The sequence below is a fragment of the Calidifontibacter terrae genome (genome assembly GCF_054778835.1).
In genome coordinates this window covers 571,542-584,994 of the sequence record NZ_BAAGZF010000006.1, presented here as the reverse complement: position 1 = coordinate 584,994, position 13,453 = coordinate 571,542, and the positions used below count along the sequence as shown (strand labels likewise).

Below are 13,453 nucleotides of genomic sequence, written 5' to 3'. Positions count from 1 at the left end.
GATGCCACACCGGCTCGTCGTTTTCGAGATCAACGGGCGCAGTGCCCGTCGATATCGGCTTAGTGCCCGTCGATGGTCTGGGTCTGGGTGATGACTCCGCCGCGGAACCCGCCGGCGAGCGTCGAGTAGTTGCCGGTGACGGTGTTGTATTTGATCAGCCGGCTCTGGCCAGTTGTCAGATCGCCGACCGGGATCGCGAGGAACGCCCAGTTGGCGTAGCCGCCGCTCAGTTCACCCAGGGGCGCTCCGGCAAGCGGCTTGTGGCTGGTCGGTGTCACCGAGAACAACGCGCTGGGCCCAGCACCGGCCGCCAACCTTCCGACCCGCGGGTTCGTCGCCAGCACGCCGTTAATACCGTCGTCAGACAACGCACTTGTCGGAACGCTGGAGGTGTATCCGACGCGATAGACCCGGACTGTCTCGAGTTGAGCGGCGGTTTCACACGATGCGGTGAAGGACGAGGCATCCCACTGGACGCCGGGGGAGCAGTTGAACCCGGTGATGCTGGGCACCGTGCGCAGCAGTCGCCCGTCCGCGGTCGCACGAACGACCATCCCCTTTCCCTGGCGCTCGACGAACTTGGATCCGTCGCTGCTCACCGAGAGCGCCGCATCCTTGCCGACGTGCAGGACCCGCGTCGCGGTCCCGCTGGAGTTGCGCAGATACGCCAGACCGTCAGAATCGCGCCAGGTCAGCATGTTGCCGCCCGAGGTGTAGTTCGAGTGCCAGAGGCCCGGAAGGTGCAGGAACCTTGCCGTCGACGTCGCGGTATCCCAGAACGCGAAGTGAGTGCTCTGGTTGTCCGAGCCGCCAACCCAACGCACCGTGGTGATCTGCTTGCCATCGCCCGACACATCCTGCAGCGACGCGTCGTCGGACACCGCGCCGATGGTCACGCTCGACCCGGTCGCACTCACCATCCGCAGCGTGCCCTGATTGTCGTTCCAGGCGTGGGCGTGGTGGATGACGGCCGTCCAACCCGTTCCGTACGTCGGTGGTGCCGCGTTCGCGGCACCGGCCGCGGCAGTGGTGGCTCCCACGCCGGCGGCGAGAGTGGCGGTGGCAGCAAGAGTGGTCAACATGCGGTTCATGAGGGTTCCTCCGAGTTAGGCCCGGGCATATCCCCAGGCACGACCAGGACGTTAGGTGCGCTGACCGGGCGTGGGAATGGGGACAAGTCCCCATGTATCGGGAAAACCCTGAAATTCCAGCGGTGTTCGGCGTGCCGCCATGAACCCGGCAAGCGCTCGCCGTACCGTGACGTCGCAACCCTTCGCGGGGGTGCGGACCGACTCCCGACAGGCAGGCAGCAGCGCGATCCGATGATCACCTTCGACAGCGTCAGCAAGCGTTATCCGGGTCATCAGAGCCCGGCGCTGCGCGACATCACGCTCGACGTCGAACGCGGCGACTTCGTCTTCCTCATCGGAACCTCCGGTTCCGGGAAGTCGACCATGCTGCAGCTGGTCACCCGGCAGCTGGAAGCCAGCAGCGGCAGCGTGCGAGTCGCTGGCCACAACCTGAACGAGCTGCCGAACCGGCAGGTCCCCGCGCTGCGACGTGACATCGGTGTTGTCTTTCAGGACTTCCGGTTGTTGGAAGGCAAGTCGGTCGGGCAGAACGTTGCGTTCGCCCTTGAGGTGCTCGGCACCCGCCGCCACCGGATCCGGCAGATGGTGCCGGAGATCCTCGAACTCGTTGGCATCGACCATCTCGCCTCACGTCGCCCGCATGAACTCTCCGGCGGCGAGCAGCAGCGAGTCGCGATCGCCCGGGCGATGGTGAAGAAGCCGCAGATCCTGCTGGCCGACGAACCCACCGGAAACCTCGACCCCGACACCAGCACGGAGATCGTCAAGGTGCTCGATCGCATCAACAAGTCCGGCACCACCGTGGTGATGGCCACCCACGACCAGCGGATCGTCGACACATTCCGCAAACGCGTCATCGAGCTGCGCTCGGGCGAGTTGCTGCGCGACGAATCCCTGGCCGGCTACATCGCCGCCGCCGACCCCGACGCCCCGCGCGGGCGGAAGGTCGACTGAGCCAATGACACGAATTCGGTTCCTGCTCAGCGAGATTGTCGGCGGCGTGCGCCGCAACCTGTCGATGATCGTTTCGGTCATCCTGGTGACGATGGTCTCGATGTTCTTCCTCGGCCTCGGCCTGCTCGCCCAGAAGCAGGTGACGCTTGCCAAGGGTTTTTGGTACGACAAGGTCGAGGTCTCGGTCTTCCTCTGCACCAAGGACTCGGCAGCAGCGGCTTCGTGTTCGAGCGGCGCGGCAACCGCCGCGCAGACCGCGCAGGTCAAGCACGACCTGGAGAGCATGAGTCCGCTGGTGGAGCGCGTCTATTACGAGAGCCCTGACCAAGCGTTCAGCCGGTTCAAGACCCAGTTCAAGAACAGTCCGTATCTCTCGGACATCTCCGCCAGTTCCATGCCCGCCTCGTTCCGGGTGAAACTGGCCGACCCGAACCGCTACGACGAGGTGGTCGCGGCGATCGACGGATCACCAGGGGTGGAGGCGATCAGCGACCAACGCAAGGTGCTCGACACCTTCTTCAAGCTGCTGAACGTTCTGAGCGTCGCCGCGGTGTCCCTCGCCGGGCTGATGGTGGTCTGTTCCATCCTGTTGATCAGCACCACTGTGCGCCAGGTTGCCTTCTCGCGCCGACGGCAAGTCGAAATCATGCGGTTGGTCGGAGCCACCGCCACCGTGATCTATCTGCCGTTCATAGTCGAGACCGTGCTCGCCGCGGTCGTCGGAGCCGGTTTGGCCGTTGGGATCCTTTGGGCGGTGGTTCAATACGGCGTATCTGACCTGTTCAACGGTTCCGGGGGGAACGGTGACGTCATTTCCCTCATCGGCACCTCCGACGTGGTTGCGATCGCGCCCTGGCTGCTGCTGGGGGCGGCTGTGTTGTCGATGATCGTGTCGTGGTTCAGCCTGCGGCGGCAGGTCCGGGTCTGAGGAGACGATGATGCTGCGATTGTCAGGTAGGTCTTTCGGGGTCGGCGCGGATCGACGAACGGTGACGCGCGGCGTCGCTGCCGGCGCGGTGTGTCTGATGTTCTTCTCTGGCACCGCCCATGCGCTGGTCAGCGATGCCAATAACGACAAGAAGACCGCCGATGCCAAGGTCCTCAAGGCCCAGCACGACTACGACTCGACGAGTGCGGCGCTGGCTACCGCGTCGGCGAACCTGACCGCGACGAACGCCAAGGTCACGACGGCGACAGCCACGTTGCACACCAAGGAGGCAGCGCTCACCACGGCGCAGAACCACCTCAAGAGCGTCAACTCCCAGCTCAAGATCGCCCAGAGTTCGGAGGGCAAGAGTCGGCGTGAGTTGAGCTCGATTCAGACCTCGGAGAAGAACACGACCGCGCTGGTCGGTGGCATCGCCCGCCAGAGCTACATGACCGGTGGGCTGGGCAAATTCGATCTCACCCTGCAGATCCTGATCGGTCAGCAGGACCCGAGTTCGACGATGTCGCTCGCTGACATTGTCATGCGGCAGCAGAGCGGGGTCCTGACCTCGTTGTCCGGGCAGCAGGCGAGCAAGAAGGCGACGATCAGCCGGTTGAACGCGGCCACCACCCGGGTCAACACGCTCAGCGTGCAGGCCAAGTCGGCGGTCACGACGGCGACGACGGCCCGTACGGACGCAACGACAGCCCGCAATCGGCTGGTGGCGCTGCAGAAGACCCAAACCGAGCAGAAGGCGACGCTGGCGACCCAGCAGACCGCCGACCTGAAGACGCTCACCACCGAGAAGACCAACCAAGCCCGAATCGTCGGCATCCTGAAGGCTCGCGCGGCCGCGCGGGCGAAGGCGGCGAAGAAGGCGAACATGGCGATGCCCGCTGGTGGCACCCCGCGGGCGCTGAGTTCGAGCGGCAACGGCTACTTCACCCCGCCCATGTCGCCGAGTTCGATCGTGTCGGAGTTCGGGATGCGCATGAACCCGGTGGATCACGTGATGCGGTTGCACGCCGGGGTCGACTTCCCCTACGCCTGCGGCACCCCCGTACGCGCGGCGGCGGCCGGCGACGTCGTCGACGTCGCGTTCAATGACGCGGCCGGCAACTACGTCACCATCGACCACGGATTCGTCCACGGCACCAACCTCGCCACGATGTACGAACACCTCAGCCGGTTCGTGGTGCGCGGCGGCCACGTCTCCAAGGGCCAGTTGATCGGCTACTCCGGCACCACCGGTCGGTCGACCGGCTGCCACCTGCACTGGACCGTCATGCAAGACGGTGTGCCGATCAACCCGCGCAACTGGATCGGCTGACCACGACTCGATTGGTCAGTTCGGACTGATCCGCAAGATTGCGTCGTCGCTGCCGTTGCTGGTCGAGACATACAGAGCCCCGTCGGGGCCTTGGCGCGCGGCGCGCAAGCGACCGTACGGGCCGTTGGTCTGTGGCGGCACTTCGACTCGGGTGGGTCGACCGTCCGGGCCGGGCGTCAGCAGCAGCAACTTCGCGCCCTTCAATGCGGTGACCACGAACGCGCCGTTCCAGCGACCCCAGGCGGCGCCCTGCAGGGTTGTGATCGCGCAGATCGCCTGTGTGGTGCTGCCCGATGACCAGAGCGCGGAGCGGGCCTGCGGGAAGCGGGTCAGGTCGGTCATCGAGACCGATTCGTCGTAGTCCCGCCGGCTGCTGCCGCGCGAGGGATCCCAGCCGAAGTTGATCCCGCGGCCGTCGAGGTTCACCTCGTCGTTGTTGTCTGGTCCGTGTTCGGCGGAGACGACCTTGCCCTGCCACGTCGTCAGCCCCTGCACGTTGCGGTGGCCGTAGGACCACACGTAGCGCTCGTTGTGGTTGGCAGCGGTGGCGTACGGGTTGTCGGGCATCGGTTCGCCGGTGAGGGCATTGAGCCGCAGAATCTTCCCGCCGAGGCTGGTGAGGTCCTGTGGGACCCGCGCCGAGGCGGTGTCGCCTGTTCCGACATAAAGGGCTCCGTCGGGGCCGATGAGCAGGCGGCAACCAGAGTGACGGCCGCTGTCGGACAACGGGATTCCGGTCAGTAACGGGCGATCCACAGTGGCCGACGAGCCGTCGGCGGCCAACCGCCAACGTACGACACGAATGTCGCCGGCCGCTGCGCCACCCTGCCAGGTCTGGCAGGTCAAAAACTCCCGGCTGGTGGTGAAGTCGGGGGAGAGGATCAGTCCCATCAGGCCGCCTTCGCCGCGCGCGCGAACCTCGCTCAGATCGGCGCGCACGGTGTGGGCTGTTCCAGAACCGGCGGGCACGATCCGCAGCCGCCCCGAGCGTTCGCTGACCAGCATGCTCCGGTCGGGCAGGAAGGCGATGTCCCACGGATTGTCGAGGCCGCGGACCACCTCGGTGACCTGAAGGTGTGGGGTGCCGGTGTCGGCAGCTGAGGACATGAGCGGTGTTGAGGTGGCGGAGGTGGTTTTTTCGATGGCAGTCGGGGTCGAGCAGCCAGCGACAAGCCCGGCGAGCAGCACCCATCCGGTGACCTGCCCGCCGCGCATGGTGGCCTAGCGGCGTCCGCGCTTGAAGGAGTCCGACACTGCGCGCGCCGCCTCCCGGTTGTCCTGCTTCTCGCGGAGCGTCTCGCGCTTGTCGTGGAGCTTCTTACCGCGGGCGAGGCCGATTTCGACCTTGGCTCGACCGTCGAGGAAATAGAGCGAGAGCGGGATGAGCGTCTGGCCGGACTCCTGCGACTTGCTGATCAGCTTGGCCATCTCGTGGCGGTGCAGCAGCAGCTTGCGGCGCCGCTTGGCCGAGTGGTTGGTCCAGGTGCCCTGGAGATACTCGGGGATGTGGACGTTCTCCAGCCACAACTCGCCACTGCGTTCGCTGGCGAAACCGTCGGTGAGGTTCGCCCGGCCCATCCGCAGGCTCTTGACCTCGGTGCCCATCAAAACCAAGCCCGCCTCGACCGTCTCCTCAATGAAGTAGTCGTGACGCGCTTTTTTGTTGTTGGCAATGATCTTCTTGCCGGACTCGCGGGGCATGCCGTCCAGGATACGGGGCCGCGACACAAGACGGCTCGCGGATTTCCGAACGGTCGGGGGATCAGTCGTTCTTGCGCGCCAAACGCCACTGGGTGATGGCCGCGAAAATGGCACTCAACACCAGCAACATCACCAACGCCAGCAGCCAGGTGAGCAAGTTGTGATCCCACAGCGGGTCGGCAACGCTCGAGCGCGACGCGGTATAGCGGGGGTCGTCGGGCAGCATGCCCTTCATGTCGGTGACGGAGGCGGCGGCCGCATAGCCCCAACGTCCGGGCGTGAACCAGCTCAGCTGCTCCAGGCCGGGGCGCCCGTCAACGGCGAACAAGCCGCCACACAACACCATCTGGGCCATGATCGACACCACCAGCAGCGGCATCACCTGCTCCGAGGTCGACACGAAACTCGACATCAGAAGCCCGAGAGCCACCGCGGCGAAGCAGGTGAACCAGGTTCCGATGATCAGTTCGGTGGTCGGCGATCCCAGCAGCACCGCATCGGTGGGTCCGCTCTTGGCGAGGGTGACCAGCAACACCAGCACGACCGATTGGATCAGGGTCAGCAGCCCGAAGATGGTCAGCTTTCCCCAGAGGTAGGCCGCGGGGGAGAGCCCGACAGCCTTCTCCCGTTGGTAGATCGCGCGCTCGCCCACCAGTTCGCGCACGCTCGCGGCGGTGCCCATGAACAGGGCTCCCACGATGACGACGACCAGCAGCGTCATCGGTTCGCTGAGCCGAACGATCGCGCCGGGGGCCGGGAAGGCCAACCCGTTCTCGCCGGGAACGACCATTGCCAATACCGCCAGGGCCACCGGCAGCAGCAACATGAAGGCCGCATATCCGCGGTCGGCGAGGATCACCCGCAGGTGACGACGGGCGAGCGTGGACAACTGAGAGGGGATCGACTGTTGGCGCGGGGGTTTCTCCAGCGGCTGAGCAGCCGGTCGGGGCGCGCGCAATGGCGCCTCGATCTGTTCGGCTTCCAGCGGCGAGGCCTTGAATCGCTGTTGCGCGCCCTCGGGGTCGCGAGCAACGGAGGTGAAGACATCGGCGTGATCGCTGAGACCGAAGAAGGGCAACAGCTTCTCCGGTGGGCCGAAGTAGGCGACCTTGCCGCCCGGGCCGAGTAGGAGCACCTTGTCGCAGACTCCGAGGTTGGCGACGGAATGGGTGATGACCACGACCGTACGGCCGCCGTCGGCGAGTCCGCGCAGCGTCTGCATGACCTGTTTGTCTAGACCCGGGTCAAGGCCTGAGGTGGGTTCGTCCAGGAAGAGCAGGGACGGGCGGGTGAGCAACTCCAGGGCCACCGAGGTGCGCTTGCGCTGGCCACCGGACAGCTTGTCGACGCGGGTGCCGGCGTGGGGGGTGAGGTCGAGTTCGGCCATCACCTCATCGACCCGTTGGTCGCGCAGGTGCTTGTCGAGGTCGTCCGGGAAGCGCAGCTCCGCGGCGAACCGCAGCGCCTGACGGACGGTCAACTGGCGGTGCACCACATCGTCCTGGGGGACGACGCCGATGCGGTGGCGTAGGTCATCGAAGTTCTCGTAGAGGTCTCGGCCGTCGTAGTAGACCTCGCCGGTGGTCGCGCGCTGCGAACCGGTCAGCGCCTTCAGCAGGGTCGACTTGCCGGCTCCGGAAGGGCCGATCACCGCCAGCAGGTTCGAACCTTCGAGCGCAAACGAGATGTCGTCGAGCAACTTCTTGCCGTTGTCGAGCTGGAAGGTCAGGTGGTTGGCGACGAAGTTGACGTCACCTTCGTCGATGCTGGCGACTAGTTCGCCATGCAGAACCGTGAAGCGGGAGTGGCCGACCGCGAGCAGGTCGCCTTCGCCCAGGCGACCGCGGTCGATCCGACGACCGTTGATGTAGGTCCCGTTGCGGGAGCTGAGGTCGACGACCTCGAAGCCGCCGGGGGCTGGCGATAGGCGCGCGTGTTGCCGAGAGACCAGCAGGTCGTCGACGACGACCTTGTTCTCCAAGCCGCGACCGACGGTGAAGGGTGCGGCGGCCTGACCTTGCTGCTGGACCAGCTGCGGGCGGGCACCGGTGAGTGCGGTGTTGCCGCTCGGTGCACCAACCGGTTGCATGGCTCGTTCCAACTCGTAGCGGTCGAAGACGACGCCGGTGTGGGTGGGAACGCGCGGCACCGACGCGGCGGCCGGAAGCCGGCGGGGCAGTGGCCCACTGGTCTGTCGGTTCACCGCAGCGACCGGCTGGGAGGCCGGGCGGCTCGTCGAGTTCCCCTGTGGCAGTGGACCGCTCGGACCACTACCGCGTTTCTGGGGGAGCGGGCCCGAGGCCGATCGGGAGGGTGCGCCGGTGGCGGACGACGGGTTCGACGTACGGTCCGGGCTGCCGCCGGGAGCGGTTGGCGCCTGGCGCAGGACGACACCCAACGGCATCGCGTCGGGTCCGCCGAGCTGGATCCGCCCGCCTGGTCCCACGAGCGTCGGGCCGGAAATCCGTCGCCCGTCCACGAAGGTGCCGTTCGACGAACCGAGATCGGAGACCTCGATCTGCTCACCCCGACGGTGCAACTGCGCGTGGCGCCGCGACGCACCGGCATCGGTGATCATCAGGTCGTTCTCTCGGCCGCGGCCGATGGTCAGGATCTCGTTGTTCTGAATGCGGCGCAGGTTTTCGCCGTACGAAATACGCAGGTCGCTCACGACCCGTCCCCCTTTGTGCTCGTGCGGGTGCGGTCAGCGGCGCTCAGATCGTCACGAGCCATCCATCGCGGACCTCGAAGGTCGTCGCGCCGACCCCGATGCGGTCTCCCTCTTCGAGGTGCGCGCGGTCGACTCGCTGGCCGTTGACGTAGGTGCCGTTCCGGCTGCCGAGGTCTTCCAGCAGCAGGCCCTGGTCGTCCGCGGTGATCCGAATGTGTTTGCGGGACACCAACATGTCGTCCAACACGATCGAGTTCTCGCGCCCGCGGCCAATGCTCAGCGCGTCCTCGTCGGAGGCCGGCTCGGCCGACGACGGTGCGTCGTTCTGCGGCGGTGCGGGAATGGCGTCACCCTGCGCCGGGTCCTCGGCCATCGGTGAGTCGGCGTTCTGCGCGTGGTGGGCGGCCCACGCGTCCTGGGCACCCTGCGGGTCCTGGCCACCCTGCGCCGGGGCGATGGTCTCCTCGCGCGGGCGGGCGTAGGGGTCGTACGCCGTCGAGGACTGGCTGCCCTGCGCCGGAGCTCCGGCAGGCCCGCCGGCGTAAGGCGCCGGAGGTGCGGCCGGGGCGGCAGGCGCCTGCCGGTCGGCCCACGAGGAGCCGGAGTTGCCCTCGTCAGACCACGAGGTGGCGGGCGCGTTGCGATCCTGGTCGGCGTACGGCGACGGCGCGTTCTGTTGCTGCGGCTCGGCGTAGGGCGATGCGGTGTGCGGCGCCGGGGCGTTCTGCTGCGACGTCTGCGTCGAAGGGGCCAGGTCACCGTTGCGGTCGGTCCAGTCGCGGTGGACCTCCTCGGCGGTGTCGGCAGCGCCGGGCTTGACCCAGGGATCCTGCGGCGCAGCTGGCGCAGCGACATCGTCGGTGGGCCGCGCCGCCTCGGGTGCGGCCGGCGACGTCGACGCGGCAGCCGGGGCGGACGGGGCCCACTGCGCGGGCGCGTCGGGAGCACTCGCGGACGAGTCATCGGTTGAGGAGGTTGCCCATGCGGTCGACAGCGACGACGCGGGTGGCTGCGGAGCAGCGGGTTCAGCGGCTGCCGGCTCGGCGGAGAACGCACCGGGCCCCTGCCAGGCCGGCGTCGTGGCGGGCGCGTCGGAGTGCCACACGATCTGTGCGGGGGAGGCCCCTTGCGGGTGGGTGTACCGAGGATCGTTTTCGTTGCTCATCAGGTCTCCGACGTCATCGAGGCGGTGCATGGTTGCCCGGAGCTCCCGATCAGGCCCTCCGAACCGCCATCAGGTTACCGGGCGGCACGCGCTGACCTGCCACTTCGTCGGCAGAAGGTCGCGACAGAAGCACAAGGGTGCCGACGTAGTGTTGCGCCCATGTCGACGGACTTCCCGATCCACGACCACACGCTGCCCAACGGCTTGCGCGTCGTGGTCAGCCCAGACCCGAGCGTGCCGATCGTTGCCGTGAACCTGTGGGTCGGTGTTGGCTCGCGCCACGAACGCCCCGGCCGTACGGGGTTGGCCCACCTGTTCGAGCACCTCATGTTCCAGGGCTCACGCAACGTCGCCGAAGGCGAACACATGCAGGTGTTGATGGCTCACGGCGCACGCCTGAACGCGACCACCTGGTTCGACCGCACGAACTACTTCGAGACGGTGCCTAGCGGAGTGCTGGAGTTGGCGCTCTGGATGGAGGCGGACCGCCACGGTCACCTGCTCGATGCGATCAACCAGACCTGCTTGGACAACCAGCGTGCAGTGGTCAAGGAGGAGAAGCAGCAGCGCTACGACAACCGCCCGTACGGTCACGCGCTCGATGACGTCTACGCCCATCTTTTCCCCGAGACGCACCCCTATCACCACTCGACGATCGGCTCGATGGCCGATCTCGACGCGGCGACGCTGGAGGACGTTCACGACTTTTTCCGGCGCCACTACGGCCCGAACAACACGGTGCTGACCCTGGTCGGCGATGTCACGGCCGATGACGGCGTGGCTCTGGCGCAGAAGTACTTCGGCGATCTGCCGCGGGTCGACGTTGCGCCGACCCCGCTGAGTGATCCGCTGCCGCCGTTGACCGAGCCGGTCCGCTTCGAACGCACCGGCGATGTGCCCGACGACCGGCTCTACATCGCCTTCCGGCTGCCGCCGGACCACACCCGTGACTTCATGGTCGCCGAGGCCGCCTTTGACGTATTGGCCGGACTAGCGATCTCGCGTCTCTATCGCCGGGCCGTCCGGGTCGAGGAGATCGCGACGTCGATCTCCCGGTCGGTGATGGGTCTGGCAGACGGCGTCTCGCTCGGGATGCTGATCGCCGAACCGGCGGAAGAACACGACATCGCCGAGGTCGAGGCGGTGATCTGCGAAGAGTTGCAGCGCCTCGCTCAGGAGCCGCCGGACGAGGCTGAAATGGAAGCGATGTTCGCCGATCTCGAGCGCGGATGGCTGCAGGCGCTGGCCAACCATGACGAGCGGGCCGACACCATCGCCCACTACGCCTGCCTCTACGACGACCCGGACTACCTCAACCGCTACCTCGACGAAGCCCGCGACATCAGCCCCCAGGAGATCTCGGCGTTCGCCGGGCAGTGGCTCGACCCGCGGTCCCGCGTGGCCGTGGTCCACCGGAACGGAGACCCCGCATGAGCGACGCAACCTTGACCCGCCCCTCCGTACGACCTGCCCCCGCCTGGTCGTTCCCGGCCCACCACGACCACACACTCAGCAACGGGCTCCGGGTCGCGATCTTCGAACTGCCGGGGCAACACGTCACGTCCACCCGGTTGAACCTGCCGGTGCCGATGTCGGCGGAGCCGGCCGGCCGCGAGGGCGTGGCGACGCTGGTCTCGCGAACGATGGACGAAGGCACCAGCACCCACACCGCCGATGAGATGGCCGAGCTCTTCGAGCGCGGCGGTATCGGTCTGCAGGCCGGAGTCTCGGTGCACGGCATCTGGGTCGATCTGGAAGCCACGGCGCGCAACGCTGACCGGGCCTGGGAGCTCGCCCGCGAATGTCTCGCGGAGCCAGCATTCCCGGAGTCGGAGGTCAATCGCCATCGGGCGCAACGGCTTTCGCAGATCGATCACGATCTGGCGGACCCTGGGTATCGAGCAACGCTGGAGTTCGTCCGCACGTTCTACACGCCGGAATCCCGATCCGCCCGGCCGCTGAGCGGATCGCGTGAGAACGTCGCTGCCCTGACCCGGGAGGATCTGGTCGAGTTCCACCGCCAGTGGATCCGTCCCGATGGCGCCTACCTGGTCGTGGCCGGCGACGTTGACGCCCAGCGCACGATCGAGGCGCTCGAGAGCAACTTCGGCAGCTGGAAGGTCGAAAGTCCGCGACCGGTTCCCACCACCGCGGGCCAGGACGTCCCGTCCGCCGAACGCGGCCGGGTCGTGTTCGTCGACCGCCCCGGTTCGGTGCAGACCGAACTGCATCTGGGCTGGGTCGGCCCGGCGCGAGTCGATGGCGCCCAGTGGGCTCCCCAACCGGTGTTGTCCTACGTCGTCGGTGGAACGCCGCACGCCCGTATCGACCGGGTCCTGCGTGAGGAGAAGGGCTACACCTACGGAATGCGGGGCAGCTTCCGCCCGCGCTCGGAGTTCGGGCAGTTCGTGGTCTCCGGTTCGGTGCGCGGCGACGCCACCGCGGCGGCCCTGTCAGACCTGACCGAGATCTTCGCGAAGGCCAACGAGGGCTTCACCGCCCAGGAGGTCAAGGAAGGCGTCGACTTCCTGTCGATGACCGCGCCGGCCCGCTATGCGACCGCCGATCAGGTGGCCGACGAGGCCGCAGCCCTGCAGTTCGCCGGGCTCGACACCGGCTTCGTCACCGACTACCTCGCGGCCCTTCGTACGGTCGAAGTCGAGCAGGTTGACGAGGCGTGGCGTCAGTGGTCGAGCGAGCCGCGCACGATCGTGTTGGTCGGCGACGCGTCCGCCCACGCGGACTCAGTCGCGGCGCTGGGGTTGGGCGACCTGACCGTCCTGTGACGTCACCTCGCCCAGTCGGGCGAGAACCTCGTCGTGCAGAAGTCCGTTGCTGCTCAACGCGTTTCCGCTCCAGCAACCGGGTTGGCCGTCGAGGCCGGTGAACCTGCCGCCGGCCTCGGTCACGATCGGGGCGAGCGCAGCCATGTCGTGCACCGCGAGCTCCGGTTCGGGCGCGATGTCGACGGCGCCCTCCGCGACCAGCACGTGGGACCAGAAGTCGCCATAGGCGCGGCTGCGCCACACGTCGTCCATCAGTTGCACCATTTCGGCGCGCTTGCCGCGCGCGTCCCAGTCGCGCACATTCGCGTAGGACAGCGAGGCGTCTTCAATGCGAGACACCTTCGACACCGAGATCCGTCGGGCGCCGGACAAGTTTCGTCCGGTCCACGCGCCGGTGCCCTGACCGGCCCACCAGCGGCGACCGAGGGCGGGCGCGGCGACCAGGCCGACGACCGGGACCCCGTCGTCGACCAGCGCGATGAGGGTCGCCCAGACTGGCAACCCGCGTACGAAATTCTTGGTTCCATCGATCGGATCGACGATCCAGCGGCGTGGGCTGCTGCCCTCTAAACCGCGTTCCTCACCCTGCACCGCGTCGCGGGGGCGCGCCCGCTTCAACTGGCCACGGATGATGTCTTCCGCGGTGAAGTCGGCGTCGCTGACCGGAGTGAGGTCGGGTTTGGTCTCCACCACCAGATCGGCGGCCTGAAACCGGCCCATCGTGGTCGGCTCGACAGCGTCGGCGATGACATGGGCGATTCGGACGTCGTCGGCGTAAGTCACTCCCGCACCGTAGCGGCAGAGGGGGGAAGGGCCCCGCAGGTTCG

11 protein-coding genes are annotated in these 13,453 nt (G+C 67.3%); 5 read left to right on the top strand and 6 right to left on the bottom strand.

The annotated features are described in order from the left end of the window. Positions 1 to 59 precede the first annotated feature (59 nt). Positions 60 to 1,091: a hypothetical protein gene (locus ACYU98_RS10935; protein ID WP_460468236.1), complete on the bottom strand. Its 1,032-nt coding sequence runs from the start codon at positions 1,089 to 1,091 to the stop codon at positions 60 to 62. A 231-nt stretch (positions 1,092 to 1,322) separates the two neighbouring features. Here ACYU98_RS10935 and ftsE point away from each other — a divergent pair, with 231 nt between their 5' ends. From ftsE to ACYU98_RS10920, 3 genes are all read left to right on the top strand, one after another. Further along, complete coding sequence (ftsE, locus tag ACYU98_RS10930; RefSeq protein WP_460468235.1) at positions 1,323 to 2,045, top strand: cell division ATP-binding protein FtsE; 723 nt, start codon at positions 1,323 to 1,325, stop codon at positions 2,043 to 2,045. Positions 2,046 to 2,049: 4 nt separating this feature from the next. Further along, a complete protein-coding gene (gene ftsX / locus ACYU98_RS10925; RefSeq protein ID WP_460468234.1) occupies positions 2,050 to 2,973 on the top strand; it encodes a permease-like cell division protein FtsX in 924 nt (307 codons plus the stop codon). Between the two features lie 61 nt (positions 2,974 to 3,034). Continuing rightward, positions 3,035 to 4,303: a peptidoglycan DD-metalloendopeptidase family protein gene (locus ACYU98_RS10920; protein ID WP_460468233.1), complete on the top strand. Its 1,269-nt coding sequence runs from the start codon at positions 3,035 to 3,037 to the stop codon at positions 4,301 to 4,303. A 15-nt stretch (positions 4,304 to 4,318) separates the two neighbouring features. On the opposite strand, the gene ACYU98_RS10915 is transcribed toward ACYU98_RS10920, so the two are convergent. From ACYU98_RS10915 to ACYU98_RS10900, 4 genes are all read right to left on the bottom strand, one after another. Beyond that, positions 4,319 to 5,518 carry a PQQ-dependent sugar dehydrogenase gene (locus ACYU98_RS10915; protein ID WP_460468232.1) on the bottom strand — a complete coding sequence of 400 codons (1,200 nt, stop codon included), beginning with the start codon at positions 5,516 to 5,518 and terminating at the stop codon, positions 4,319 to 4,321. A gap of 6 nt (positions 5,519 to 5,524) precedes the next feature. Then, positions 5,525 to 6,004 (bottom strand): SsrA-binding protein SmpB, encoded by a 480-nt coding sequence (gene smpB / locus ACYU98_RS10910; protein ID WP_460468231.1) that lies wholly within the window; start codon positions 6,002 to 6,004, stop codon positions 5,525 to 5,527. A gap of 61 nt (positions 6,005 to 6,065) precedes the next feature. Next, positions 6,066 to 8,675, bottom strand: coding sequence for an FHA domain-containing protein (locus ACYU98_RS10905; protein WP_460468230.1), 2,610 nt, complete (start codon positions 8,673 to 8,675; stop codon positions 6,066 to 6,068). Positions 8,676 to 8,718: 43 nt separating this feature from the next. Beyond that, the gene (locus tag ACYU98_RS10900) at positions 8,719 to 9,840 is read right to left on the bottom strand and encodes an FHA domain-containing protein (protein WP_460468229.1); all 1,122 of its coding nucleotides are present in this window, start codon (positions 9,838 to 9,840) and stop codon (positions 8,719 to 8,721) included. Between the two features lie 159 nt (positions 9,841 to 9,999). Here ACYU98_RS10900 and ACYU98_RS10895 point away from each other — a divergent pair, with 159 nt between their 5' ends. Both ACYU98_RS10895 and ACYU98_RS10890 read left to right on the top strand, forming a co-directional pair. Then, positions 10,000 to 11,274, top strand: a complete 1,275-nt coding sequence (locus ACYU98_RS10895; protein WP_460468228.1) for a M16 family metallopeptidase — start codon at positions 10,000 to 10,002, stop codon at positions 11,272 to 11,274. Next, positions 11,271 to 12,626: a M16 family metallopeptidase gene (locus ACYU98_RS10890; protein ID WP_460468227.1), complete on the top strand. Its 1,356-nt coding sequence runs from the start codon at positions 11,271 to 11,273 to the stop codon at positions 12,624 to 12,626. The genes ACYU98_RS10895 and ACYU98_RS10890 overlap by 4 nt, the downstream gene beginning before the upstream one ends. On the opposite strand, the gene ACYU98_RS10885 is transcribed toward ACYU98_RS10890, so the two are convergent. Beyond that, a complete protein-coding gene (locus ACYU98_RS10885) occupies positions 12,585 to 13,409 on the bottom strand; it encodes an inositol monophosphatase family protein (RefSeq protein WP_460468226.1) in 825 nt (274 codons plus the stop codon). The two genes, ACYU98_RS10890 and ACYU98_RS10885, sit on opposite strands and share 42 nt — an antisense overlap. Between the last annotated feature and the right edge of the window lie 44 nt (positions 13,410 to 13,453).